Genomic DNA, 24,914 nt, shown 5'->3' with positions numbered 1-24,914 from the left:
AATCAGTTCACGACGCTCAGAAACGGCATTCCCGTCCTACTTTTTGTCTTTTGTCTACTGTGGGCTCACCCATGCCCCAAAAGAGCAACACAGGCCTGCCGGGTGGCAGCGGATCCGCGGGGCTGGTGCTTGCGTGGGACAGGGGTGCCCGCGCTGCGGTTCCTGATGGGGCGTCGCGGGGCAGCACGGCTGCCTCCTTGCGGCAATGGGCGCCTGCCCGGCCTGGGGATGCCCCCGCATGCGCCGCGGCTGCGGCGGACGCTGCCAGGACTGGGCGCTGTGGGAGGCCACGGCCCCGCTAGCTCCAGGTGTGGTGTCCGGTGCGAGCAGCAGCGGGGTCTTCCCACAGCAGCGGAGCCCGCAACCGGATGTGCGGGCTCGTGGAACGGTCGGGGGCAGGGTCCGGTTGTCAGGCGGGACTGTGCCCGCGGCGTCCGCCGCGTATCGCGGAGATGAGGTAGACGCCGATCGCTGCCAGCACCACCTGCACGATCAGGGTGAGCCAGAAGGACGTGGTGAAGCTCGCCATGATTGCGGTGCCGAGCAGTGCGGCGATGATGCCGATCACGATCGTCAACCAGATCGGCATGTCCTGTTTGCCGGGGACGATGAGGCGTCCCAGTGCCCCGATGATTAAACCGACCACTAAGGCACTGATGATCGTGCCGAAGAAACCGCCGCCGATTTCCATACTGACCTCCTGGATTTTCCGGATACCCCCTGACTGCCCGGCACGGGCAGAAAGATGCACGAGGAGGTCGACGAAGGAGGCGGGATGGGGCCATGCCGCGCCGGATAGCGCTGTGACGTGCCCTTATCCTGGCCGCCGTAGCCGAGGGAACGGGAAAAATCGTGCGGTTCGGGGGTGCTGCTCTGCCGCCCGCCACGTCGAGGCGGAGCCTTGTCGGCGGCCGAGGCCGTGCCCCTTCACCGCGGCGTTCTGTACGGCTTGCGGCGGAGCCGGGTCAGTCCAGGGGGTCGGCCTCGGCTGCCCGCCGGGTCGTGCGCGGTTTGGTGCGCACCTTACGCGAAGTGATCTTGGGGGCGGTTTCTGCCGGGGGTTCGTCGGCTCCGGACTCCGCACTCTCGGCGGAAGCCTCGGAGACACCGCCGGCGCGGATCTTCAACGCTTCCTCCTCGACACGGCGGATGTTGCGCACGGTCTCGGGCGGTTGCGGCAGCCGGTCGCCGCGGAGGTGTGCGCCTAGCACAGCCAGCCCGTAGTCGCACAGCAGCTGCCGGGCCTGCTGGGCGGGGACTCCGCTGAGCTGTTCCAGCTCCGGCATGGTGCATTCGCGGAGCAGCCGGATCACTTCCTGGACGGCTTCGCGGGGGCGGCGGGCCGTGATGGTCGCGGCGAGCAGTTCCGCCTCGGCCAGGGCGGCGGTGGACGGAGCCTCTTCCGCGGCGTCGCGTTGCGCGATGAGCAGTCTGGTCAACTGCCGGGTGGCGGTGTGCGAGGCCGCGCGGGTTTCAGCTTTGCGCGCGTAGCGCCCTTGCAGCCAGGTGACGGTGGCGCTCGTCACCAGGCTGACGGCGCCACCCGCGAGGACAAGCAGGAATTCGTTCACGACTACGCTCCGTGGAGGGGAGGAAACAGATGTTTGGTGAGCATTCGCTACTGGATGGTCACTTGTCAAGAATCATGCATAGCTGCTTTGCGGGGGAAGGGCCACTGTCCTGCCCGGTCAGCGTCGTCTGCGCGGTGGGACACCCCGGGTGAACCCCTCACCGGGGATACGGACCGAGCCTGAGGCAGACGGTTCGGCGGTGCCTTGGCCGTGCCTGCCGGTGGCGTCCGCTGCCCGGCCTACTCCACGAAGAGAAACGTGCAGTCCTCCGCAAAGGACGTTGCATCCCGCATAGAACGCCGGTGGGGGCGGTAGGGGACGTGGATGATGTCCACCGACCCGAGGGAAGCGGCATGACATCGACCGAATCAGTTCCCCGCCAGGCTCTCACCGTCACCGAACTCCAGGAGATCGACCGCTACTGGCGGGCCGCCAACTATCTGTCTGTCGGCCAGATCTATCTCCAGGACAATCCGCTGCTCCGCGAACCGCTCGTCCCCGAGCACATCAAACCGCGGCTGCTCGGCCACTGGGGCACCACGCCCGGCCTCAACTTCATCTACGCCCACCTCAACCACCAGATCCGCAGCCGCGGCACGGAGATGATGTGGATCGTCGGCCCGGGGCACGGCGGGCCTTCCCCCGTCGCCACAGCATGGTTGGACGGCGTCTATTCGCAGATCTATCCGGACGTCGGCCGAAACGCGGAAGGCATGCGCCGGCTGTTCCGCCAGTTCTCCTTCCCCGGCGGAGTGCCCAGCCACGCTGCCCCGGAGACCCCCGGCTCCATCCACGAAGGCGGCGAGCTCGGCTACGCGCTCGCCCACGCTTTCGGTGCAGCCTTCGACAACCCCGACCTGGTTGTCGCCGCGGTCGTCGGGGACGGTGAAGCCGAAACCGGCGCCCTGTCCGGAAGCTGGCAGTCGATCCGTTTCCTCAACCCGGCGCGCGACGGCGCAGTCCTGCCGATCCTGCACCTCAACGGCTACAAGATCGCCGGGCCGACCGTGCTGGCCCGCATCCCCGAGGAAGACCTGCTGGCCCAGATGCGCGGGCACGGCTACGAACCGCATGTGGTTGCGGGCGACGACCCGGACACGGTCCACCAGTTGATGGCCGGGACTCTCGCGAGCTGCCTGGAACGCATCGACACGATCCGGTTCCGTGCCCGGCAGGAGGACGGGGACATCGCGAACGTGCGCTGGCCCATGATCATCCTGCGCACCCCTAAAGGCTGGACTGGTCCCCGCGCCGTGGACGGAAAACCCGTGGAAGACACGTGGCGTTCCCACCAGGTGCCGCTTGCTGCCACGCGGGAGAACCCGGAGCACTTGCGCCTGTTGGAGGAGTGGCTGCGCAGCTACCGTCCGGAGGAGCTGTTCGACGAGCACGGCGCACCCCGCCCGGAGACCACGGCGGTGGTGCCCCCGCCGGACCGCCGGATCAGCAGCAGCCCGCACGCCAACGGGGGCCTGCTGCTGCGTGACCTCCTCCTGCCGGACTTCCGGGACTACGCCGTCGAGGTAGAACGCCCCGGTGTGGACATGGTGGAAGCCACCCGGGTACTGGGCGGGTTCCTCCGCGATGTGGTCGCCGCGAACCCGCACAACTTCCGGATCATGGGCCCTGATGAGACCCAGTCCAACCGGCTCGGCGCGGTCTTCGAGTCCACTGACCGGGCGTGGACCACGGAACGCCTCCCTGTCGACCAGCAGCTCTCCCCCGATGGGCGGGTGATGGAGGTCCTCAACGAGCAGCTCTGCCAAGGCTGGCTGGAGGGCTACCTGCTGACCGGGCGGCACGGCCTGTTCAACTCCTATGAGGCGTTCATCCACATCGTGGACTCGATGGTCAACCAGCACGCCAAATGGTTGAAGGTGAGCCGCGAGCTGCCGTGGCGGCGTCCCATCTCTTCGCTGAATTACCTGCTCAGCTCGCACGTGTGGCGCCAGGACCACAACGGGTTCAGCCACCAGGACCCCGGCTTCATCGACCACGTCGTCAACAAGAAACCCGAGATCATCCGGGTCTATCTCCCGCCGGACTGCAACACGCTCCTGTGCACCATGGACCACTGTCTGCGGTCGCGGAACTTCATCAATGTGGTCATCGCCGGCAAGCAGCCGCAGCTCACCTACCTGCCGATGGAAGCGGCGATCGCGCACTGTACGCGGGGCGCGGGGATCTGGGAGTGGGCGAGCTCGGACGAGGGTGCAGAGCCTGACGTGGTGCTGGCCTGTGCGGGGGACGTGCCCACCCTGGAGACGCTGGCCGCAGCGGACCTGCTCCGCCGCCACCTGCCTGAGCTGCGGGTGCGTGTGGTCAACGTGGTGGACCTGATGCGGCTCAGCAACGAAGGCGAGCATCCGCACGCTATGACCGACCGCGAATACGACACCTTGTTCACCCGGGACAAGCCGGTGATCTTCGCGTTCCACGGCTACCCGTGGCTGATCCACCGGCTGACCTACCGCCGCGCCGGGCATCCCAACCTGCATGTGCGCGGCTACAAGGAGGAAGGCACGACGACCACCCCGTTCGACATGGTGATGCTCAATGACTTGGACCGCTTCCACCTGGTGATGGACGTGATCGACCGGGTGCCCGGGCTGGGGGTGCGCGCAGCCGGGCTCCGCCAGCACATGCAGGACGAGCGGCTGCGCTGCCGCGCCTACACCCGCCAGTACGGGGAGGACGCCCCGGACATCCGCAACTGGGTGTGGGAGCCCTGATGCGGGTCCTCATCGTCAACACCGGGTCCACGAGCGTCAAACTCCGGCTCCTAGGCTCGGACGACGCGCTGCTGGGCCGGTGCGACTTCCCTGTCGTCGACGGCACGATCCCGGTGGACGCGATGACCGGGGCGTTGGAGCAGCTCGGTGCTTTCGACGCGGTGGGGCACCGGGTGGTGCACGGCGGGACGGTCTACCGGTCGGCGGTGCGGGTCGACGACACTGTGCTGCAGCAGCTCCAGGCGCTGGTGGAACTGGCTCCGCTGCACCAGCCGCAGGCGCTGGCCGCGATCGACCTGCTCCGCACGCTGCTCCCTGGCGTGCCGCAGGTGGCGTGCTTCGACACTACGTTCCACACCACCGTGCCGGAGGTGGCGGCCACTTATGCGCTGCCTGCCTCGTGGCGGGACCGGTTCCAGTTGCGCCGCTACGGGTTCCACGGCTTGTCGCACGCGTATGCGTCCCGGCGGGCCGCCGAACTGGTGGGGGGCGACCCGGGCCGGGTGGTGACCGCCCATCTGGGCGCTGGTGCGTCCTTGGCCGCGGTGCGCCACGGGCAGTGCGTGGACACCACTATGGGGTTCACCCCGTTGGAGGGCCTGGTGATGGCCACCCGTCCCGGGGACGTCGACCCGGGCCTGGTGCTGTGGCTGCTGCGGGACGGGCGGCTCAGTTTTGCTGAGGTGGACCGCGGGCTCACCTATTACAGCGGGCTGGCCGGGCTGGGGGGAGCCGCCGACATCCGGACGGTGGTGGCGCAGGCTGAGGCGGGTGACGCCGCGGCGCGCTTGGCGCTCGACGTCTACGTGTACCGGCTGCGCAGCAAGATCGCGGCGATGGCCGCGGCGTTGGGGGGCCTCGACACGCTGGTGTTCACCGGGGGTGTGGGCGAGAACCAGCCGCTGGTGCGCTCCGGGGCGGCGGCTGGGCTCGGTTTTCTCGGCGTGCGCGTGGATGAGGACGCCGATCGGGGCGCGGAACCGGACGCCGAGGTAACCGGGGACGGTTCCCGCGTCCGGGTCTTCGTGGTTGCGGCGCGAGAGGATCTTCAGATCGCCGCGGAGACCCGGAACGTTGTGGCGTGACGGGAAAATTTCGCCGCTGTCATCCGTGATTCGCCCGCTGTCGGGTAGCGGTGTTAACAACAGTGATCCCGAATCCGACAGGGGGAGAACCGTGAAGCACATGCTCATCATGCGCGCCACTGACCAGGCGATGGCGGAAGCCGCGAACCGGGACTTCGAAGAGATCCTCAACGAGATGGGCGCGTACAACGAGTCGATGATCGACGCCGGTGTGCTGGTCGCTGGTGAAGGGCTTGCCGAACCGGAGGAAGGCGCTGTGGTGGACTTCAGCACCGACAGCCCTCAGGTCACTGACGGCCCGTACGGCGACACCGAGAAGCTGTTCAACGGTTTCTGGATCATCCAGACGTCGAGCCGGGAGGAGGCCATTGAATGGGCGCGTCGTGCCCCGCTCGGCCCCGGCACCGAGCTGGAGGTGCGGCGCGTGCAGGAAGTGGAGGACTTCGCTGACTACGCCGACAACGAGTACCTCCAGAAGGAGGCGGAGTGGCGTCAGCGGCTCGGCACGGGGTGACCGCTGGCTGACGCCCTGGGACAGGGCTTGGCGGGCCGGTTCAGGGCCGCAGGATCAGCGGTGGGCTGGCCCGCCTCCTCACCCGAGGTAGGGGGTGGTGCGGTCTTCGAGGGCGTGGGTGATCCGCAGCCGCATGGATGGGTGGATCCGGTAGTGGTCGATCTGGTCCGGTGCCACCCAGCGCACGTGGGTGGATTCGCTGCTGGGGGTGGGGGCGCCCGCAACAGCCCGGGCGGCCAGCACGATAGAGAACTCTTGGCGGACCTCATTGTTGCTGGTGTAGTGGATGACGTGGCCCGGGTCGGTGTAGATCCCGACCAGCCCGGTGATTGCGCAGCGGATCCCGGTTTCTTCCAGGGTTTCGCGGACCCCGGCTTCGGTGAGGCGTTCCCCTACGTCTACGGCTCCGCCGGGAAGCGCCCAGTTGCCGTTGTCGCTGCGGCAGATCAGCAGCAGCCGTCCCGTGTCGTCCCGGACAGCGATGTTGACGGACGGCACGATGCTGTTGGCTTTCGGCGCATTCGGATCGTTGAGGTAGTCGATGCGGCGGGCCATAGGGTCTCCCTGTTCAGGGTGGCGGCAGGGTCCGGGCGCTGACGATTCCCCGGGGCTGGTCCCCGTACGGCGGGGTGATCGTTGCGCCCTGGTATCGCCTGTCGATATCTGCCGGGGATGGTCTCCCGGGCAGAACGGTTCAGGTTCGGTCGGCGAGGCTAGCCGGGTGTTCGAAGAATTCCGCTCCGCAGGCGGTGCACTGCCATTCTGTCGCTCTCTTGAAGCAGCCGCCCAGGATGATCTCGCCGGCGTCGACGGCCTGCTTGATCTCGTCGGTGGCGGGCACTCTCCCGTACACCACCCGTGCGATCTGTCCCTGCCCGCATTCGGGGCACACTGCGTGCTTCTGGTGTTTCATCAGGCCTTTCTCCTGGGGGTGCTGTGCCGCCGGGAGGTGTGTGGCGGTGGAGCTCTGCGCGACTGTTCGGCCGAGCAGCATCCTGGCGGTGGTATCGCGGTGTTTCAAGGGAGTTTCTGCCCGGGGAACCGGTTCACAGACCTTTCTGTCGTGGTGCAGGGCTCTGCGTTGTTCGCGGCCCGCCACGGGTCGGAAAAAGGGCCGTGTTCTCGAAGGGGTTTCCGCGGTCCGCATCACGTCGGGGAATAGGGAGTACGGACGGACTGGTCGACTGCCTCGGGGATCGCGGTTCGGCAGCGGACGCTTTCCCGCTGGTCGGCATTGACGCAGAAAACGGAGAGGCGGGAGGCACCGGAAAGCTGACGGAGCGGGCGGCAAGAGCTCCGCCGCGACATTCCCGTGGGATAAGCGGCGGGAATAGCCCTGTACACCGCTCTACGGTCCTTTTCTTTCGTCCACTCTCGCCGGACGGCGATCTGCTGCCCGACCTCGGGGATCGCTACTCATTCGGCGTTGACCTGCACAAACATGAGGGAACCGCGTCCGCGGCACCCCTTCCACGGCACCGGACACTCCGTTATCTATTTTTCGGACGCATCAATTCGCACTTAGGGGCAAAGCAGACAAACAGCACTCTTCAACCACATTTTCTCCCCGTATCGTGCAACAAAGACAATCACGGAAACGACCCCTATCGAGCATCACGAGAAAACTCCAGCGAAAAACTTCTGATTTCCCCACTTTTCACCATTCCATGGCTTATGATCCATTATTCGAATGACCGGAGCGCAGTAAGGAGTTCTTCACAAAGAGACCATCTCGCACCAATCGGCTTCCGTATCCCTGCCTACCGCGCAACAACGTCCCGCGGTATCCACGAGCACACCGACTTTCCCCATCACCCCTTCTATCCGCGCCGAGAAATAGTGCTATGACCCGCTCTCCCTCCCCACCCATCCGCCTCTACCAGGCTGCCGACCCCACCGCCCTGTGGCCCGCATTGCTCGCCGAATACGGGGAGATCGCGCCGGTCGAGCTCGAGCCGGGCATCAACGGCTGGCTCCTGCTGTCGTGGCGACTCAATCGGGAAGTGATGCGCGACGCCGAAACCTACGCGCGCGACCCCGACCGCTGGGCGGACATGGCCAACGGCCGGATCGGCCCACGCTCCCCGCTCCGCGTCCTCTACGGCAAATACCAGTCCGCCCTGTACTCCGACGGAGCCGACCACAAGCGCTACCGCGCCGCGCTCACCGCTGCTCTGGACTCGCTGAGCCTGCGCCAGGTCACCGGGCACATCACCGCGGCAGCAGACCAGCTCATCGACGCCTTCTGCCTCCACGGCAAAGCTGACCTGGTCACCCAGTACACCCGGCAGCTCACCGTCACCGTGCTCGCCCGTCTCTTCGGCCTGGGACCGGCCGAAACCATGCGCATCTGCCTCGAGATGCAGGCCATGTGGGACGAGGGCCCCAACGCTTTTCCCGCCCTCATGCGCATCGCGGAGATGCTCACCGAGCTGGCCCGGAAGCGGCGCCGCACCCCCGGCAAAGACCTGGCTTCAGTCCTCGTCGCCCAAGGACTCAGCGACGTCGAGGTCCGCGACAATCTGCTGCTGATCATCGCCGCAGCCGACGACCCGGTCACCCACCTCACCGGCAACACCATCCGGATGCTGCTCACCACCCCGGAGAGCCGCGCCGCACTCACCACCTCGCCAGGGCTGATCTCCGAGGCCGTCAACACGGCGCTGTGGACCACCCCGCCGCTGCAAACCCTCGTCGGCCGCTACCCCGTCCGGGACGTGGAACTGGCCGGGGTTCCCATCCGGGCGGGAGAGTGCCTCGTGCTGGGCTTCGCCGCGGCCAGCCTCGACCTGGCGCAGCACAGCGACGCGGACACGATGTCCACGAACCGCGCCCACCTGACCTGGGGGGTGGGCCCGCACAGTTGTCCCCTCCGCGGTCAAGACATGGCTCTGGCGATTGCCGAAACCGCCGTGGAACGGCTGCTCCGCCGGCTCCCTGACGTGGCCTTGGCTGTTCCGCCCGAGCAGTTGCGCTGGCGCCCTTCACTAGCCGTCCGTGGCCTGGAGTCGCTGCCTGTCCGCTTCACCCCTACCCCCGTCAGCAACCCAGGAGGAACTGAATGGGACAGTCCCGCCGACCCCACACCGTCTACCTCGATCCGGCCAAAGGAGTCGACATCCCCGCGCAGCGACGCGAACTCCTCGACAAAGGCCCGGTGGTACGCGTGGCTTTTCCCGGGAACCTGGAAGTCTGGGCTCTGACCCACGACGCCCCGCTCCGCAACGCCCTCGCTGACGAATCGGTCTTCGTCCGCGGCTGGCGGAACTGGCGCGCCCTGATGGCGGGCGAGGTCGACCCCACCCATCCGGTCGCCAACATGCTGCGCGTGGAATCCATGCTGGCCCGCTCCGGAGCGGACCACAAACGCATGCGCGGCCTGGTCCAAGCCGCTTTCACCCGCCGTCGCGTCGAAGCCCTCCGTCCGCGCATCGAGGAGATCACGAACGAGCTCCTCGACCGGATGGCCGAGAGCGACGGGGTGGTCGACCTCAAAGCCGCCTATTCTTTCCCGCTGCCGATCCGTGTCATCAGCGAACTGCTCGGCCTCAACGAGGAAGACCACCTCACGTTGCAGACGCTGGTGACGCGCACCCTCTCCGGCACGGACCCTGAGGCCAACGCCGACGCGTTCACCTTCGTCGCCTCGCTGATCGAGGCTAAACGGAAGAACTTGGACGACGGCCTGATCAGCGCGATGATCGAGGCGCGTGCGGAGGACGGCGACCGGCTGAGTGAAACCGAGCTGATCCACAACACGCTGCTGCTCATCATCGGCGGGTTCGAAACCACCATGGGCATGATCAGCAACTCGGTGCAGCTCCTGCTCACCCACCCCGACCAGCTGCACCTGCTCCGCACCGGTCAGGCGTCGTGGGAGAACGCCATCGAGGAGTGCCTGCGCTTCGAATCAGCGGTGGTCATGCTGCCGTTCCTGTACACCACGCGGGACGTGGAGATCGACGGCATCACGATCCCGGCTGGGGACGCCGTGCTCATCGGCTTCGGCCCGGCCAACCGGGACCCGCAGGCCTATGACGACCCCGACCGTTTCGACATCACCCGCCCCAGGCCCCGCCATTTGGCGTTCGGCCACGGCGCCCACCTCTGTCTCGGGGCGGCGCTTGCCCGCTTGGAGCTCTTGATCGCGCTCCCCGCGTTGTTTGAGCGCTTCCCCGACATCACCCTGGTCGGTGAGGCCCCGCCGACGCCGACCGTGTTCATGAACCATCCGCTGAGCCGACCGGTGCTCTTGCGCCCGAAACCCTGATCTGCACTGCGCACAGCACGAGGGCCGGGAAGCTTTCTGCAGCGGTTCGTCCGCCGCTGCCTCCCGGCCCTCACCGTGTCCTATCCGCGGGTGCGGTGCGGATCAGCCCTGCTGTGTCGCGAAGTATTCGTCTACGATCGCCTGAGGAATGCGGCCTCGGTCGCTGATCTGCTTTCCCGCAGCCTTGGCCCACGCCCGGATTTCGGCGCTGCGGTCCTTGGCCGAGGTGGTGCGCTGCTTTCCCCGGGCGGCGGGGCGCTTCGCGGGTGCCCGGCGGGCCACTTCGACGTACGGGGCGAGGGCCGCGCGGAGCTTTGCCGCGTTGTCGCTGCTGAGATCGATCTCGTAGGTGGAGCCGTCGAGTCCGAACGAGACCGTCTCCTCGGCCTCGCCACCATCGAGGTCGTCAATGAGAAGCACCTGAACCTTCTGTGCCATAGGGACGGTCTCCATCCATGGGTAAGAGAGACTTCGGGTAACCAGACAAGCTATCTGGATAACTCCAACAGAATGTCAGGTCTTTCCTGAAGAAGCGGCACCTCGTATTACGATCTTTATCTTTTCTATAAGATTTCGATAGAATCAGGAGCCGCTTTGGCCTCCGTTTAGAAAACCAGCTTCATTTTACCTAATGAAGCGAGGCAAGAAAACACACTGAGGCATCCGTTCACCGCAGAGCTGCCACCGCTAATCGCGGCGGAACGGCCAGTTTTCCGAGTTGTCCACAAATGCGAATAACGGGGCTTGTCGGCTAGCACTCGTTCCTGCTGGGGACGTCGCCGACCACTGTGCGGTCTCACCCTGACACTCAGAAGACAACGGCTGTCAATAATACATCCTTTCAGCCGGACTCCTTACGGAAAAACAGCTCCTTCCTGCCACTTCTTTCTGCCCGGGTCCCCTCTTCCCTGCCGCCGTCGCCCGCTTCCCAGGGCGGCCCTCCCGGGACAGCACTGCGTGCCGAGAAGGAATGCGCAGTCCTTCATATCTCCAACGGCCTGATCACCGCTATGCCGGACACCGCTTTTAGCTCTTCTGCGGCAGGCTGCGCCCAGAGCCACGCGGAAGCGACCGGCCGCGACGCCCCGCTGCGGGGTGGCTGGCTCTGCCGGCCTCGACCGAAACGCGCCCGTGGTGCCGCGTGAAGAGAACAGGAAACCCATCGCCAACCGTTCCCGCCCGCGCCGCTCAGATAGGAGGAGAAAAGCAGGCCACCACGCTCCGAAGAAGTGTTCCTCCCGCCCTCTCTCCCTTTGACCTGTGCTGATGTCACGCAAGCCTTCGGGTGCCCGCCGGGTTTCTGCGCAGGTATCTCGAAACCCTCCGGGGACATCCGCGGGTTTCCTCCGATGCCGATAGTGCTGCTGTTCTTCTGGCCCGCCGTGGCAAAGAGACAGCGTTTTCCCTGGTAGACCTTGCACTAGCTGCAAGAAAAACGCCCTCTCGATACCGGAGGGCGCGCGGCCGCGCCATTGCCGGGGATCCCGATCAAGAAACACCTTTCCCAACGGCCCCGGGGAATGTGCGGTCAGCGGGCCCCGGAGAACTGCGGCACCGCTCTTAGGTGAAGCACGGAATAGTAGGCCCGTTCATAGTTCCGCGCCATCGTCTCCCCACTGAAGTTGCGCTGCACGTGCTCCCGGCAGGCGTGGGGGTCCAACTGGGCGGCGTGATCCACTGCCGCGGCGAGTTCGGCCTCCCGGGAAACCAGCACGCCGGTGACCCCGCCGCGCACGGTTTCCTGAATCCCTCCGCGGCTGAATCCAACCACCGGGGTGCCGCACGCCATTGCTTCTACGGCCACCATGCCGAACGGTTCTTCCCAGCGGACCGGGAAGAGCAGGCAGCGGGCCCTAGCGAGCAGGGTCAGCTTCTCCTCTTGGGAGACCTCCCCCACGTATTCGGTGGTGGGCCCGAGCAGAGGGCGGATCACTTCGTCGAAGTAGGCCCGCTCGTCGGGCTGGCTGCGTTTGAGCGCGATCACCAGTCGGCGCCCCGCCTCCCGGGCCGCGCGGATCGCGATATCGATCCCTTTCTCCGGGGTGCTGCGGCCCAGCACCAGCGCATAGTCCTCTTTGTCTGCGCGGAACGGAAACCGGTAGGGGTTGATCCCGTTGTGCACGGTCGCGGCCCACGGCAGATCCGGCGCCAACCGCCGTTGGGTATCGGAGACCGCGACAAGCTGCACGCTCTCCCGCACCGCCCGGTAGTACCGGGCGAGGTCCGGGGTGACGATCGAGTGGACGGTCGCCACAGTGGGCGCCGGGCGGACCGCTGCCGTGAGCGCTCCGATCATCGTGTGGTCGTGCACGAGGTCCGGTTGCAGTTCCGCTATGACCTGCTGTGCTTCCGCGGCGTGCGCGATCTCAACGGTGCGGTCGCCGATCCGCTCGCCCTGCGGCTCGTCGTAGGTCGTCCGGAGCTTCGCCCGGGTCCTTTTCCTCCCTACTCCGACAATGGTCACGTCGTGGCCACGGGCGACCAGTTGCTCTGCGAGCTCCCCCATGACCTCTTCGACGCCTCCGTAGGCGACGGGCGGGATCTCGTACCAGGGCGGTGCCAGCAGGGCGAGCCGCAGCCGGGGGCGTTCGAGAGTGGTTGCTTGGTCCATGACCCGATCAACTCCCACACGGATATCGAGCCGGTCGTGGCGGCATCCCTCCCAGTCACTCCACCAAGGACAGGGAGTCCAGCTCACGCGGTTCTGAGACGAGCCGCAGCCCTTCCGGCAGGCCCTCCACTGAGACCTCGTCGCCGGTGACGTCAACGGTCAATTGGCTTCCCGCAATGGGGAGGCGTTCGATCCGCAGCCGGGTGTATCCCGGCGGCAGGCTGGGGGCGAGGCGCAGTTCCCCGCGCGGCACCCACGGGTCGAAGCGGAGCAGGGTCCGCAGCAGGTGGATCGGTGTTGCGGCCGCCCAAGCCTGCGGAGAGCAGGAAGTGGGATAGGGCACGGGTTTGGGATAGTCGGTGCGGTCGAAGCCGCAGAACAGTTCAGGGAGCCGGTATCCGAAGTGTTCGGCTGCTTCGAACAGGGCGGTGGCGACGCGCTGGGCGTGCTCGGTGAAGCCGTAGCGCATGAGCCCGGACGCGATGATCGCGTTGTCGTGCGGCCATACCGACCCGTTGTGGTAGCTCACCGGGTCGTAGGCGCCCATATCGGTGGCGAGGGTGCGGATCCCCCACCCGGAGAACATGGTCGGGCTGAGCAGCCGGTCGGCCACGTAAGGCGCTTTGTCCTCGTCGACGATGCCGCTCCACAGGCAGTGGCCCATGTTCGACGTGCACGCGTCGACCGGTTTCTTCTCGTGGTCCAACGCCACGGCGTAGTAGCCGAGCTCCGGCTGCCAGAACCGTTCGTTGAACGCTTTTTTGAGGTCGGCGGCCCGTTCCGTCCAGTACCGGGCACGTTGGTCGTCTCCTGTCTGGTGGGCCAGGTAGGCGCGGGCGAGGTAGGCAGCATAAACGTAGCCCTGCACCTCGCAGAGGGCGATCGGTGCTTCGGCGATCCGCCCGTCAGCGAAGTTGATACCGTCCCACGAGTCTTTCCACCCCTGGTTGACCAGCCCCTGGTCGGTGCGCCGCCGGTATTCCACGAACCCGTCCCCGTCGCGGTCGCCGTAGCGTTCGATCCATTCCAGGGCGCGGTCGGCGTGGGGGAGCAGTTTTTCGATCTCGGCTGGGTCTGCGCCCCACCGGGACAGTTCACCGAGGAGGATGACGAACAGCGGGGTCGCATCGGCGGTGCCGTAGTAGACGGTGCCGTCGCCCAGCCAGAGGCCGCTCTCCTTGCCCAACCGTGATTCGTGCAGGATACGGCCGGGTTCTTCCTCGGTCAGGATGTTCTCTTCAACTCCTTGCCGGTCGGCAAGAGTCTGCAGGGTGCCGAGCGCGAGTGACGGGTCGAGAGGCAGCGCCATGTAGGCGGTGAGCAGCGAGTCCCGTCCGAACAGGGCCATGAACCAGGGGGCTCCCGCGGCGACGATGGACCGCTGCGGGTGCCGGGAGTCGAAGATGCGGAGGGCGCCCACATCCTGCTGGCTGCGACGCAGGACCGCGAGCAGCGCGTCGTTGTCGGTGGAGACGACCGGGGTGTTGCTCTGCCATTCCCGGAGCCGGCGGGCCGGCTCGGACTCGTCCACCGGCTGCTCTTTCGGGAAGCGGGGTCTCAGGTCCTCCCCGTCGACGACGGGACGCACCAGGACGGTGGTCGACCATTGGCCGCGTTCGGGGACGACGGCGCGGAAGGTGATCCGGTCGTGGGCGACCGAGGTGGCGTCGTCTGCCTGGATGATGACGCCGCGCTGCATGCCGCGCCACCAGCGTTCCACGATGATGCGGGTGCCTTCGCTGCGGAAGACGTAGTGGCCGTCGTTCTGGGGTTCGCCTTTCTTCACCTCGAACAGGTCGGCGAAGTCCGCGTCGACGACGAGGGTTACCGTGCAGGCCGCGGGTTCCCGGCCCATGTTGCGCAGGGTGATGTCTTCGCGCATGCCGGTGCCTACCCGCCGTTCCCGTTCGACGAAGATGGTGTTGCTGGTTCTGCCGCCGCGTCGGGCGCGGGCGAGGAACACGGCCTGGTAGGGCTGGTCGTGGACGATGACGGTGAGCGGCTCAAGCGCCTGGTTGTCGACGGAGAACTCCCATTTCGACACGATACGGATGTCGTCGTAGAAGACTCCGTGCGGGTGGTCGGGGAGCATGCTGCCGTCGCCTGCCGAAATGGCGAAGGAGGTCCCCTCGACAATGGTGACCGCGCCGCTTCCTTCCCCGCTCGTACCAGTGCTGATATTCCAGACCTTCATGCGTGCGCCTCTTCCCCTTTTGTGCGGTTTCAGCCGTAGTAGTCGGGGCTATTGCCGAAGGTTTCCACCGAGCGCCCCGCAGCGCGGCCGCGGTTGTCGGCGCGCGGCAGCATGCTCGGCCTAGGGGTGTCACGCGGGATCGCGCGGCGCGGCCGCGGCGGGCATACCGCGGATTCCGCCCGCAGTCGCCCGCCGGTTTCCCGCAGGGGAGCAGACCGGCGGGCAGTCACGGACTGTGCGGTCGCGACGGTGGGGCTGCTGCCGGAGCGGTACTACTTCTTTTTCCGGGCTGCCGGCACTTTCCCATCCGTCATGGGGATGGTGAACCCTTCCGGGATGACCAGGTCGTTCGGGCTCAGTTCGCGGATCGACTTGTGGCCCAGCCCGATGAGGGCCTCGTCGATGCCGGAACGCAGGATCTCCAGCACCTGGCGGACCCCTTCCTCTCCGCCGGCGGCAAGCCCCCACAGCCATACGCGGCCCACAAGCACGGCTTTCGCGCCCATGGCCAGGGCTTTGACGACGTCGCTGCCGCGGCGGATCCCGCCGTCCATCAGCACTTCGACCTGGTCGCCCACGGCTTCGACTACGGCAGGCAGCGCACGCAGGGAGGCGGGGATACCGTCGAGGTTGTTGCCTCCGTGGTTGGAAACGGAGATCGCTGTGGCCCCGCAGTCGACGGCCCGCCGCGCGTCGTCGGGGTAGAAGACGCCTTTGACCATGAACTCGCCGCCCCACAGCTCCCGCAGCCATCGCACGTCGTCCCAGGTGGGCAGCGGGGTCTGCGTCCATTCCACGTACGCCTGTTTGAAGGTTGGGGTGCCTTTGGCCCGGGTCCGCAGGTTGGGGGCTTTGAGGTCGGGGATTCCGCCGAGCAGGAACCGCAGCGCCCATCCCGGCCGGGAAAGCCCCATGGGAAGGAACTCCACCAGGGTGGAGAGGGTCACCCGCTCCGGAATGGTCGGGCTTCCCCAGTCGCGGCGGCTGGCGAACGACCAGTCCAGGGTGAGGATGAGTCCTTTCGCCCCGGCCTGGCGGGCGTGTTCCACGCGTTCCGCGATGTCGTCTCGGGTTCCCACCCAGTACAGCTGGAAGAACGCTTTAGGGTTGGCCGCAGCCACGTCTTCGAACGGCATGCTCGCGAACGAGCTGAGCCCGATCGCGGTGCCCGCTGCTGCGGCGGCCCGTGCCACGGCCACTTCCCCGCCGGGGTCGACGGCCTGGGCTCCCGCTGGGGAGACGATGACGGGGAAGGAGATCTCCTGCCCCATGATGGTGGTGCTCATCTCCCGTTGAGGGGGCAGGTCCGCGGCGATACGCGGGATCAACCCGATCTCGTCGAACGCTTGGATGTTGTCGTGGAGTGTGAGGCCTTTCTCTGTCCCGGCGATGAGTGACGCGTAGACCGCCGTGGGCAGCCGTTTTTTGGCGCGCCGCTGTGCTTCGGCGACAGACTCCAGTGGAGCACTCGTAAACAGCACTGGGACACCCTCCTCGTTGGCTCGGCACGGCAGCCCACCGCCCTCCACATCCAGTCACCGATGGGCTGCCCACGATGTGTGCGTCCTTCTAACCGTGAGTGACTAGGGCAAACGCCGGATAAGCGGTGTCCTGTCGCTGGGCGCGCCTCCGGGATGCCGCCGTTCGGGTGTCGAATACTCGAGGCATGGCGACCCTACGACGCAGTGTTGAGGTGGCTGCTCCGGCCGCGGACGTCTGGACTCTTGTCGGTGACTTTTCCGCGATCCACCGCTGGCATCCGCAGGTCAGCGCGCCGACCCTGCGCGGCGCATCCCCGCACACCCCGGGGGCGGAGCGCGTCTTCGGTGCGGGTACCGAGGAGGAGCTGGTGGAGCGGCTGGTGGAGCGGGACGAGTCGGCGCGTCGTCTCGTGTACACGATGCCGGATCCGCCGTTTCCGATCACCAACCATCGAGCGGTGCTGGAGGTGGTGCCGCGCGACGACCGGCACTGCACGGTGGTGTGGACGGCGATGTTCGACTGTTCTCCGGAGACCGCGCGGGAGCTGGAGTCGGTGATAGGCGACGGCGTGTTCGCGGTAGGGCTCAACGCGCTCGCCGAGCGTTACGGCCGTGGAGCATCCGCATCAGGCTGAGGGAACGCAACACTCCGTCCTTTGCAAAGTCATTGCCTTGCTGCATGAACCTTTGTCCGCTTTCGGGGGAGTTGGCGAAGAGGGGCGGAACGACAGGGGAGGGACAGTCCCCCTCTGTTCGCCTCCGGCCTAGGACAAGCCCGTGACGGGAAAGGGAAGGCAATGAACCGGACACGTTCCCGCGGCTGGATGCTCTTCGCCGCGACCCTGTTGTTCCTGACAGGGGCGATCAACCTCATCCAGGGGGTCGCTGCCCTGTTCATGACCGACAACCTGTTCAGCTTCGGTGGGGAGGCCTTTTTCTTCAACTTGACGCCGTGGGGCATCCTGCTGGGCCTGTGGGGCCTGCTCCTCTTGGGGACGGGGTTCGCCCTCGTCACGCGTAAGGGGTGGGCACGTGCCCTCGGCGTGGTCCTGCTCGCGATCAACATCGTGGCGCAGTTGGCGTTCTTCGCCGCCAACCCGCTGTGGTCGCTGGTCGTCACCGGTGTCAACCTGCTCGCGATCTACGCGTTGACGGCGGGCTGGTCGTCTGCTGCCGCGGTGGAAGAGGAGCAGGAGGCGATCCAGGAGGCCGAGGAGTCCTACCAGTCGGGTTATGAAGCCGGACTCCGGGAGGCCCGGGAGACCCAGGAGGCCCGGAAGGTTTCCTCCTCAGGCGCGCACATCCCGCAGCCGACGCGCGGCGAGCACGCGCGCTGACTGTTCTCCAGCAGAACACCAACCGGAAATCGAGAACCCCACGGCGGTGGTCTCGTCCTCTGGCTCGCCCTTCGTGACAGGCGGGCCGAGGGCAGGGACACCGTCTTCTGCTGTGGTGGCGCCGTCCGGGTGCGGCGGCGGTTGCTGCAGGGCTGTGTCGGGGAAGGGAACGGCCCCGGCGGCAGCGCGGTCGGGGCCGTTCCCCGGTGCGGTGCTCAGCGGGGCCGCACGAGCAGCGGTTGGCTGACTTCCCCGAGGTAGCCGTCGGTGTCGCTCAGGGTGGCGTGGGAGACGCCGAGCCCGTCGGGGGACAGGTGGGAACGGCAGGCCATGTGCACCCATTCGGTGTCGGGGAAGCGGGCCAGGGTGACGGTGATGGACGGCGGGATGAACAGCCAGTGCTCCATCGGCAGGGCCGCGGAGACGCCGTTGGCGGAGTCCGCGACTACGAGGGTGCGGGCCAGTCCGGTGAGTTTTTCTCCCGCGATCAGGGGGATCCGGACCCGGGTCCAGACGTCTGCGGCACTGTCGGCGGTGCCGTAGCCGCCCCGGGTGTACCGCCATTCGATGGCTTCCCCGTAGCCCCACCCGGTGAGGTCGAGGGCCGGATCGGCGTCGGCGAGGGCGGGCGGGTGGAGCTGTTCCCCAGTGGCAGGCGGGGTCGGTCCGGTTTCGATGGCCCAAGCCCGGGCGACGACTGCTGGACGGTCGTCGAAGACCATCCGTGCTTCCAGGAGGGCGATCCGTCGGCCTGGCCGTATCTCGACGGTGTCGACGCGGAAGGGGCGGCGCGGGATGGCACCGAGAAAGTCTGCGGTGATGCGGGCCAAGCGTTTGTCGGGGCCGGCGGCGGTGTCGAGGAGGTGTCCGAGGAGCGCGGTGGGCGGGCCACCGTGCTGGGCTTGGGAGTCCCACGGGCTTTCGGTTGCGCGGGTCGGTTCGTATCGGTTGTCCCCGAGGGGGAGGTAGAAGGCTTCCGCGGGTTCACTCATGGTTTCGTCCTCGATGAGACGGCGCAGTTGAGAGCGGAGGTCACGACAACCGACACTACCGAATCGGATTCGGTTTTGCGGGAGGTGGATCCCGCCTTTAGAACGCCCGCCCCGCCCGCGGAGCGCCAGGGATGCGGTCCGTCTCCCGACGACTACTGCCAGAACCACCGAAAGCCCCGCCACACCATGTGCAGCCTGGGCTTTCAGGGCGAGTAGCGGGCGATCCCGACGGCCAGGGGCCGGGCGTAATCCGCTCCGCTGCCGGCGAAGTCCACAGCCAGTGGGGGTCAGGGAACCCTTGAGCCGAGGTTCTTCTGCGCCACATCCCACTCAGGGTGGGTGCACAAGCCGCAGTGGGGTCCGACGAACTGCTGGCGGGCATTCTGGTCGCCTTTGAGCTGCCACTTCAGCCATTGGACACCGACCCGGCCGTACTCGCCGCCGTTGGGCTGGCCGAAAGTGCCGTAGTGGCCGACGTCCAGGTGGCCCATGAAGGCCGGGAGTCCGGCGGGCAGGCGCCCCCAGTCGTCGACGGCGTTGGCGTAGGCAATGTCGCTGGGGCCGCCGGTGAAGTAGGCGATGGGGGCGTGCAGGTGGGTCAGCAGGTGGTTGTCACGGTCGCTGAGCAGGCCGCTGTTCCACAGGACGGTCGTGGTGATCCGCGGGTCGTCGGCGATCTCGTAGACTTCGAGGCCGCCGCAGGACTGCCCCATGGCCGCGATCTTGGTGGTGTCGAGTTTGCCGCGGTACGGGCTGAGCAGGCGGCTGTTCTCTTCGATCGCCCAGTCGATCGCCTCGGTCAGCATGGCGGCATCGGTCCGGCCGAAGCCGTTCGGGCGGCCGTTCGCGATGACGAGGAAGCCGTGGGAGGCGAACTCGAGGAGGATGTTCTCGAACATCGTGCCGTTGGCTAGGCAGGCGCCGTTCCCCCACACGACGATGGGCAGCTTCTCGTTGCTGGGCAAAGTGGCCGGCCGGAAGATGGTGTGGTTCCGCAGCCGCAGGGTGGTCACGTATTCCGCCGGGTAGGGGCCGGTGCCGGAGGCGGCAACGGCTGTGCTCGAAGTGACGGGTATCAGGAGGGCTGCCGCCAGCAGACCGGCGAGGAGGGTTGCTGCACGGCGCTCCAGGGCGCGCGCTCTCATCTCTCCACTCCAATAACCATTGCGGACTTTTCTGGATTTTCCGATCTGCGGTCAAATATTCGATTGGATTATTGGAGTGTCAACACCGGGCTAAGGAGACTGGTGATTCCACTGATCCCCAATCTGATCAATGGTTCCCAAAGTCAGACATATCAATAGATGGCGTATTTTTCACAGAATTCACCAGCCGGAAGGCCGTGTAGATGCCCGGACCTTCTGGGCAAACATCGAGACAATTCCCTTCTCTATTCCGAAATATGACGGGCCCTCCTGCCCCGTTGGACGGAACTACGGAGCAAGAGGGCCCTACCGTCATCGAAAGAGTGTGTGTCTGGGCGAACACCTCCTTTGTCTGGCTTTGCCGAGGGCACGCCGCACCGGGGAGTGAGCGGTGCGGACACCTGTATCGCCGATCAGTCCCGGGCCGGGACGCTGAGCCGCTTCCGTCGCACTACCAGGGCCAACGCCACGGTAAACACCGCGAACATCAGGGCTGCAGCGACGACGTACCACGTCAGATCGCTCCAGGCACGCAGGAGGGTGAGGCTGACGACGCTTCCCGGTTCTGGGAAGACCACCTCGGCGGCAGCCGTGCGCTCCACCTTGCCGCTTCGGAGGAGGAGTTCCGCGCGCCACGGTCCATCCGGCAGCTCTTCGGTGAGCGGCACGGCGACCTTCCCGGTCTCGCCGGGTTGCAGGGTGACGGCAGTCCCAGTCGGATACGGTCCCGCGCTCAACCCCCCGGGGCCTTCGGTGAGGCGAAGTTCGCCACGCAGGTCCAAAGCCCGACCACCCGTGTTGCGGACCTGAGCGATGATGCTGGGGCGGCCTTCATCGTCGCGTTGTGCGGTGAGATCGGTGATCTCGAAATCTGAGGGAGGCTCCCCGCCTGGCCCGACGCTCAGGTAGATCCGCACTCCCACTCGGTGGGTGTGCCCGACATTGTGCTTCTCGTCGGGCGGGACGCTGCTCTGCGCCCACACCACGGCGTAGCGTTCCCCTTCCGCCGCATCCTCGGGAACCGCGATGGTGACGGTCGCTTCGATGCTCTCGTGGGGGTCGAGGACCGGTTTCTCAGGAGCGACACTGGTCCATTCCGCCAGTTCGTTGGCGGTGCGGCCCGGGGCGAAAGTGAACGCGCCGTTCTTGATCTCCGCGGAGGCGGGGTAGAGCTCGAACTGGCGGCGCTCCCCAGTGTCGTTGCTGACCTTCACCCGCCGTTCGATGGTGGTTCCCGGTTTGACATGGTCGACGATGTAGAGGTGCGCCCTCGGGTCGTCCCTGCGGTTGACCGGGGCTTCCAGCAGCTGAATGCCGATGTTTCCCTGACCGTCCGCGGGGCGGGCCGGCGTGGCCGCCGCGCTGGCGTGGACAGGAACGAGCAGCGCAGCGGCCAGGCCGAGCAGTGCGGCGAGGACGGTCATCACACCGGCTCGCACGGGGCTACGCAACCGAGTGCACCACCGTGCCGGTGTAGGTGCCCGCAACAGCCCCGCTGGGGACTGCGATGGTCAGTGTCGGATTCCAGGACACCGAGTTGGCTCCCGAGCCGGTGGTGTGGCTCATCGCGGTGACAGGGGAGTCCAGGGTCCCCGGGCTTCCAGGAGTGAACTCCCCGGGCGGAGTGGGGTCGATCGCGGCCCCGGGATCGTAGGTGACGTTCGCCGCGGGGATCGTCTCCGGCGTTGTTCCCGTTCCGGTGGTGAACGGCGCGTCCAGGGTGGCAGTAGCGACCCAGCTCGCGTCGAGCGCGGCGCGGCCGTCAGTCACGCTGACCGTGCCCAGGGCACCGGAGGTGGAGCCTCCAGGGGTCGCGTCGGGCAGGGTCGCGGTCGTGGGAGCGGTGATGGCCAGCTCCGCAGCGGTCACCGCAAAGGTCGTCGTCGTGCTCGCCGTGGTGTCTGCGGCTGCCGGAACTGCCGCGGCGGCAACGAGGGCGGTGGTCGCTGCTGCGATGCCAGCCATTCTGGAAATGCGCATCGGTGCTCCTTGCAAGAGATCGGTGGTACCCCAGCGACCTCTTTATATCACTATCCGTAACTGATATTTCACTTACGGAAACCGTGTCGGTGACACTTCTTCTCGCAGCCGCAGAGGAAAACTGACCGACGGAAACACCGCGGGCCAGCAGCATGCGCCCAGCAGCCATTCGCGCCCACCTGTTCCGCGCTTCAGACTTTGAGGCAGTACTCGGCACTTTCCGCGCCCGCCTGGGCGCTGGTCTGCACCGCCCTGAAAAAGCCCTCATCCCGGACTTGTTGCGCAGTTGCCTCCCGGTGATTGAGCGCAAGAGCCACGGACAACGGTCAACGAGACCTGCACCTCAGCGGACCTGCCCGTAGGGGTTTCCCATAGCGGAACAACTGTGACCGGATGTGCTGCGGTGCACTCCACGCGCCGGCATGATCGACTGCTCCCCCACGCCAGCACCCTGGCGTCCCAGGGACGCCTACCGCACTGGAGAGCCGACACCGCCTGGAAGACCCCACGCACCAGCGGATTCCCCTGTGTCCCCCGAGGCTGCGCTGCTGTGCCTGCAGACCAAAGCCGTATCGGGAACATCACACCACTGAGGGTGATTTTTGCAGACATGCATCATTGCTCAGGTGTAAGATTGCATTCATGCAATTTTTTGTGAGTGACAAACTACCCCCATGAGTGAGGCAAAGACGGCACGGTCCAGCGGCGAAACCCTTCGAGCGCGCAAACAGCGGCAGACCAGGGAAGCGATCCACCGGGCAGCCCTCCGCCGCGCCCTGGAATACGGGATCGACAACGTCACCGTCGCGGAGGTCAGCGCCGAAGCCAACGTCTCCCCACGGACGTTCTTCAACTACTTCCCCACCAAGGAAGACGCGATCTTGGGCCTCCGGGACGTCCAGGACAGCGTCGCCGAGGACGCGGCAATGGAGTCCCTCATGGACCGCGAACCCACGGGCGACCTCCTCGCGGACGTGACCAACCTGGTCCGCTCGGTGTTCTCGGCGACGCTCAGCGGAAACACCCGCGACCAGATCCGGGAAGCCGTGATCCGCTACCCGCAGCTCCGGCGCCGCCAGCTTGAACGCTTCTCCCTCGTCGAACAGCGGCTAGGCCGCATCGTGGCCCGGCATTTGGAGTCGGACCCCCGGTTCAGCGACGGCTCCCTCGACATCGAAGACGCGGCCCGCATGATCGTCGCGATCTGCGCTGGCGCCATCCGCTTCGCCATCCACAAGTCCGCGGACCACCACGCCGCATCCCTCGAGGAAACCGAACACCACTTCGACCAGACGGTGGAATTACTGAGAAAGGTGATACAGAAGCTCCAATGACCGTGCCTGCCCGCTCGGACTCCTCCGAGACAAGCCCGGCCCCTATCACCCGGCGCAGCGTCGTCCTGATCTTCCTCGCCTTGATGCTGGCGATGCTGCTGGCCTCGCTCAACCAGACCGTGTTGAGTACCGCCCTGCCCACCATGGTCGGCGAGCTCAACGGTGTCGACCAGATGCTGTGGGTGATGACGGCCTTCATCTTGGCGTCGACCATCATGATGCCGATCTACGGCAAACTCGGCGACCTCATCGGCCGCAAAGGCCTTTTCCTCGCCGCCATCTCCCTCTTCATCGCGGGCTCGGTGATCGGCGGTCTGGCCCCCACCATGGACTGGCTGATCGCGGGCCGGGTCGTGCAAGGGCTCGGCGGCGGCGGTCTGATGATCATGTCCCAGGCCATCATCGCCGACATCGTCCCGGCCCGGCAGCGCGGCAGGTATGCGGGGTTCATCGGAGCGGTATTCGCGGTCTCCTCGGTTGCCGGTCCGCTCCTCGGCGGCTGGTTCACCGAAGGGATCGGCTGGCGTTGGGCGTTCTGGATCAACATTCCCCTCGGCCTGCTCGCCTTGGCCGCCGCAGCTTTTCTCCTGCGCCTGCCCCGGCCGCGTCCGGAACGGCTGCACGTGGATGCGTGGGGCATGGCGTTCCTGGCCGCTGCCACCACCTGCCTGATCCTGACCAGCACGTGGGGCGGCAGTCAGTACACCTGGAACTCCCCGGTGATCATCGGCCTCATCCTCGGCACCGTGGTCTCCTCCGCCCTGTTCATCCTGGCCGAGCACCGCGCCGCTGAACCCATCATCCCGCTCCACCTGTTCCGCGACCGCACCTTTGTCCTCACCACGGTTGCCGGGCTGCTCACCGGCCTCATGATGTTCGGCATCCTCGGCTACGTCCCGACCTATGTGCAGATGGCCACCGGGACCGAGGCCACCGTGGCGGGCCTGCTCATGACCCCCATGATGGGCGGCCTGCTGGTCACCTCGATCGGCACAGGACAGTTCGTCAGCCGCACCGGGCGCTACAAGTGGATCCCCGTGGGCGGGTCCTTGATCGTCACCGCAGGGCTCCTGCTCCTGTCGACCGTCACCCCCACCACGCCGATCTGGGCCATCTGCGGCTACCTTGTCGTCGTCGGCATCGGACTGGGGTCGAGCATGCAACTGCTCGTCCTGATGGTGCAGAACGCGTTCCCGCTCTCCCAGGTGGGGACGGCGACCGCCGCCAACAACTTCTTCCGCCAGATCGGGGCGTCCCTGGGCTCGGCGATCGTGGGCAGCCTCTTCACCGTGCGCCTCATGGACTTCCTGACGGAACGCCTTCCCGGGGGAGCCGCACTCCCCTCCGGGGGCACCACGTCGTCCCTCACCCCCGAGCTGGTGCACAGACTGCCCGATTCTCTCCGCCAGGTCGTCATCGACTCGTACAATGACGCTCTCATCCCCTTGTTCCTGGTGCTCTCCCCGCTGGGTCTCGTCGCGGCCGCCCTGTTGACCCTGGTCAAAGAGAAACCACTGGCCACGACCATCGAACGCGACTAGTCCCCCGCTGTCCGGCGCAGGCTCCCTCTGGTCCCACGGGCAGCGGGCACGTTTGCGTTCGACGCGGGCGGGGCAGCAGACACACAGCCGTTGCGGTGCGCCCGGCACGGCTGGTTGAACAACGGTG

At 66.6% G+C, this 24,914-nt stretch carries 22 protein-coding genes; 9 read left to right on the top strand and 13 right to left on the bottom strand.

Annotation, left to right across the window (positions count from 1 at the left end; genetic code table 11):
* Nucleotides 1-409 precede the first annotated feature (409 nt).
* Entirely contained in the window at nt 410-691 is a 282-nt protein-coding gene (locus TF1_RS12620; protein ID WP_011293385.1) for a GlsB/YeaQ/YmgE family stress response membrane protein, read from the bottom strand.
* A 274-nt stretch (nt 692-965) separates the two neighbouring features.
* Nucleotides 966-1,571, bottom strand: a complete 606-nt coding sequence (locus TF1_RS12615) for a hypothetical protein (RefSeq protein WP_011293386.1) — start codon at nt 1,569-1,571, stop codon at nt 966-968.
* A gap of 353 nt (nt 1,572-1,924) precedes the next feature.
* Here TF1_RS12615 and TF1_RS12610 point away from each other — a divergent pair, with 353 nt between their 5' ends.
* From TF1_RS12610 to TF1_RS12600, 3 genes are all read left to right on the top strand, one after another.
* Nucleotides 1,925-4,303 (top strand): phosphoketolase family protein, encoded by a 2,379-nt coding sequence (locus TF1_RS12610; RefSeq protein ID WP_061783915.1) that lies wholly within the window; start codon nt 1,925-1,927, stop codon nt 4,301-4,303.
* On the top strand, nt 4,303-5,388 hold the full coding sequence (locus tag TF1_RS12605; protein WP_011293388.1) for an acetate/propionate family kinase: 1,086 nt from the start codon (nt 4,303-4,305) through the stop codon (nt 5,386-5,388). Before TF1_RS12610 ends, TF1_RS12605 begins: the two co-directional genes overlap by 1 nt.
* A gap of 91 nt (nt 5,389-5,479) precedes the next feature.
* Nucleotides 5,480-5,902, top strand: coding sequence for a YciI family protein (locus tag TF1_RS12600; RefSeq protein WP_011293389.1), 423 nt, complete (start codon nt 5,480-5,482; stop codon nt 5,900-5,902).
* A gap of 78 nt (nt 5,903-5,980) precedes the next feature.
* Here the strand turns inward: TF1_RS12600 and TF1_RS12595 are convergent, their stop codons facing one another.
* Together TF1_RS12595 and TF1_RS12590 are read right to left on the bottom strand one after the other, a co-directional pair.
* A complete protein-coding gene (locus tag TF1_RS12595) occupies nt 5,981-6,457 on the bottom strand; it encodes an NUDIX domain-containing protein (protein ID WP_011293390.1) in 477 nt (158 codons plus the stop codon).
* 139 nt (nt 6,458-6,596) lie between these two features.
* Nucleotides 6,597-6,815, bottom strand: a complete 219-nt coding sequence (locus TF1_RS12590) for a hypothetical protein (protein ID WP_146088097.1) — start codon at nt 6,813-6,815, stop codon at nt 6,597-6,599.
* 931 nt (nt 6,816-7,746) lie between these two features.
* Here TF1_RS12590 and TF1_RS12585 point away from each other — a divergent pair.
* Nucleotides 7,747-9,105, top strand: coding sequence for a cytochrome P450 (locus TF1_RS12585; protein ID WP_011293392.1), 1,359 nt, complete (start codon nt 7,747-7,749; stop codon nt 9,103-9,105).
* Nucleotides 9,069-10,172 (top strand): cytochrome P450 family protein, encoded by a 1,104-nt coding sequence (locus tag TF1_RS12580; protein ID WP_011293393.1) that lies wholly within the window; start codon nt 9,069-9,071, stop codon nt 10,170-10,172. The genes TF1_RS12585 and TF1_RS12580 overlap by 37 nt, the downstream gene beginning before the upstream one ends.
* 102 nt (nt 10,173-10,274) lie before the next feature.
* On the opposite strand, the gene TF1_RS12575 is transcribed toward TF1_RS12580, so the two are convergent.
* The 5 genes from TF1_RS12575 to mftD form a co-directional block, all read right to left on the bottom strand.
* Nucleotides 10,275-10,610: a histone-like nucleoid-structuring protein Lsr2 gene (locus TF1_RS12575; protein WP_011293394.1), complete on the bottom strand. Its 336-nt coding sequence runs from the start codon at nt 10,608-10,610 to the stop codon at nt 10,275-10,277.
* Nucleotides 10,611-11,700: 1,090 nt separating this feature from the next.
* Nucleotides 11,701-12,783, bottom strand: coding sequence for a glycosyltransferase family 4 protein (locus TF1_RS12570; protein ID WP_011293395.1), 1,083 nt, complete (start codon nt 12,781-12,783; stop codon nt 11,701-11,703).
* A 55-nt stretch (nt 12,784-12,838) separates the two neighbouring features.
* Complete coding sequence (locus TF1_RS12565; protein WP_011293396.1) at nt 12,839-14,977, bottom strand: amylo-alpha-1,6-glucosidase; 2,139 nt, start codon at nt 14,975-14,977, stop codon at nt 12,839-12,841.
* A gap of 29 nt (nt 14,978-15,006) precedes the next feature.
* Nucleotides 15,007-15,207, bottom strand: coding sequence for a hypothetical protein (locus tag TF1_RS16170; protein ID WP_146088098.1), 201 nt, complete (start codon nt 15,205-15,207; stop codon nt 15,007-15,009).
* Nucleotides 15,208-15,249: 42 nt separating this feature from the next.
* A complete protein-coding gene (mftD, locus tag TF1_RS12560; protein WP_061783913.1) occupies nt 15,250-16,458 on the bottom strand; it encodes a pre-mycofactocin synthase MftD in 1,209 nt (402 codons plus the stop codon).
* A 185-nt stretch (nt 16,459-16,643) separates the two neighbouring features.
* Here mftD and TF1_RS12555 point away from each other — a divergent pair, with 185 nt between their 5' ends.
* Both TF1_RS12555 and TF1_RS12550 read left to right on the top strand, forming a co-directional pair.
* The gene (locus tag TF1_RS12555; protein ID WP_011293398.1) at nt 16,644-17,093 is read left to right on the top strand and encodes an SRPBCC family protein; all 450 of its coding nucleotides are present in this window, start codon (nt 16,644-16,646) and stop codon (nt 17,091-17,093) included.
* A gap of 162 nt (nt 17,094-17,255) precedes the next feature.
* Nucleotides 17,256-17,795, top strand: a complete 540-nt coding sequence (locus TF1_RS12550) for a DUF7144 family membrane protein (RefSeq protein WP_016189400.1) — start codon at nt 17,256-17,258, stop codon at nt 17,793-17,795.
* A 215-nt stretch (nt 17,796-18,010) separates the two neighbouring features.
* Here the strand turns inward: TF1_RS12550 and TF1_RS12545 are convergent, their stop codons facing one another.
* From TF1_RS12545 to TF1_RS12530, 4 genes are all read right to left on the bottom strand, one after another.
* Nucleotides 18,011-18,787, bottom strand: a complete 777-nt coding sequence (locus tag TF1_RS12545; protein ID WP_011293400.1) for a thioesterase family protein — start codon at nt 18,785-18,787, stop codon at nt 18,011-18,013.
* Nucleotides 18,788-19,074: 287 nt separating this feature from the next.
* Complete coding sequence (locus tag TF1_RS12540) at nt 19,075-19,932, bottom strand: alpha/beta hydrolase (RefSeq protein ID WP_011293401.1); 858 nt, start codon at nt 19,930-19,932, stop codon at nt 19,075-19,077.
* A gap of 413 nt (nt 19,933-20,345) precedes the next feature.
* Complete coding sequence (locus tag TF1_RS12535) at nt 20,346-21,383, bottom strand: DUF916 domain-containing protein (protein ID WP_234351640.1); 1,038 nt, start codon at nt 21,381-21,383, stop codon at nt 20,346-20,348.
* Entirely contained in the window at nt 21,376-21,912 is a 537-nt protein-coding gene (locus TF1_RS12530; protein ID WP_011293403.1) for a hypothetical protein, read from the bottom strand. Before TF1_RS12530 ends, TF1_RS12535 begins: the two co-directional genes overlap by 8 nt.
* Before the next feature lie 674 nt (nt 21,913-22,586).
* On the opposite strand from TF1_RS12530, the gene TF1_RS12525 reads away from it, so the two are divergent.
* Nucleotides 22,587-23,246, top strand: a complete 660-nt coding sequence (locus TF1_RS12525) for a TetR/AcrR family transcriptional regulator (RefSeq protein WP_011293404.1) — start codon at nt 22,587-22,589, stop codon at nt 23,244-23,246.
* Nucleotides 23,243-24,787, top strand: coding sequence for an MDR family MFS transporter (locus tag TF1_RS12520; protein WP_011293405.1), 1,545 nt, complete (start codon nt 23,243-23,245; stop codon nt 24,785-24,787). The genes TF1_RS12525 and TF1_RS12520 overlap by 4 nt, the downstream gene beginning before the upstream one ends.
* Nucleotides 24,788-24,914: the final 127 nt, after the last annotated feature.

This window comes from Thermobifida fusca NBRC 14071 = JCM 3263, assembly GCF_001592045.1.
Taxonomy (GTDB): Bacteria; Actinomycetota; Actinomycetes; order Streptosporangiales; family Streptosporangiaceae; genus Thermobifida; species Thermobifida fusca.
Note: the sequence above shows the minus strand (reverse complement) of the source record. Positions and strands in the feature narration are given on the sequence as shown.

Coding starts and splice junctions, on each gene's coding strand:
- TF1_RS12620 (WP_011293385.1), bottom strand. CDS start 691: ATGGAAATCGGCGGCGGTTTCTTCGGCACGATCATCAGTGCCTTAGTG.
- TF1_RS12610 (WP_061783915.1), top strand. CDS start 1,925: ATGACATCGACCGAATCAGTTCCCCGCCAGGCTCTCACCGTCACCGAA.
- TF1_RS12605 (WP_011293388.1), top strand. CDS start 4,303: ATGCGGGTCCTCATCGTCAACACCGGGTCCACGAGCGTCAAACTCCGG.
- TF1_RS12595 (WP_011293390.1), bottom strand. CDS start 6,457: ATGGCCCGCCGCATCGACTACCTCAACGATCCGAATGCGCCGAAAGCC.
- TF1_RS12590 (WP_146088097.1), bottom strand. CDS start 6,815: ATGAAACACCAGAAGCACGCAGTGTGCCCCGAATGCGGGCAGGGACAG.
- TF1_RS12585 (WP_011293392.1), top strand. CDS start 7,747: ATGACCCGCTCTCCCTCCCCACCCATCCGCCTCTACCAGGCTGCCGAC.
- TF1_RS12575 (WP_011293394.1), bottom strand. CDS start 10,610: ATGGCACAGAAGGTTCAGGTGCTTCTCATTGACGACCTCGATGGTGGC.
- TF1_RS12570 (WP_011293395.1), bottom strand. CDS start 12,783: ATGGACCAAGCAACCACTCTCGAACGCCCCCGGCTGCGGCTCGCCCTG.
- TF1_RS12565 (WP_011293396.1), bottom strand. CDS start 14,977: ATGAAGGTCTGGAATATCAGCACTGGTACGAGCGGGGAAGGAAGCGGC.
- TF1_RS12555 (WP_011293398.1), top strand. CDS start 16,644: ATGGCGACCCTACGACGCAGTGTTGAGGTGGCTGCTCCGGCCGCGGAC.
- TF1_RS12550 (WP_016189400.1), top strand. CDS start 17,256: ATGAACCGGACACGTTCCCGCGGCTGGATGCTCTTCGCCGCGACCCTG.
- TF1_RS12545 (WP_011293400.1), bottom strand. CDS start 18,787: ATGAGTGAACCCGCGGAAGCCTTCTACCTCCCCCTCGGGGACAACCGA.
- TF1_RS12540 (WP_011293401.1), bottom strand. CDS start 19,932: ATGAGAGCGCGCGCCCTGGAGCGCCGTGCAGCAACCCTCCTCGCCGGT.
- TF1_RS12530 (WP_011293403.1), bottom strand. CDS start 21,912: ATGCGCATTTCCAGAATGGCTGGCATCGCAGCAGCGACCACCGCCCTC.
- TF1_RS12525 (WP_011293404.1), top strand. CDS start 22,587: ATGAGTGAGGCAAAGACGGCACGGTCCAGCGGCGAAACCCTTCGAGCG.
- TF1_RS12520 (WP_011293405.1), top strand. CDS start 23,243: ATGACCGTGCCTGCCCGCTCGGACTCCTCCGAGACAAGCCCGGCCCCT.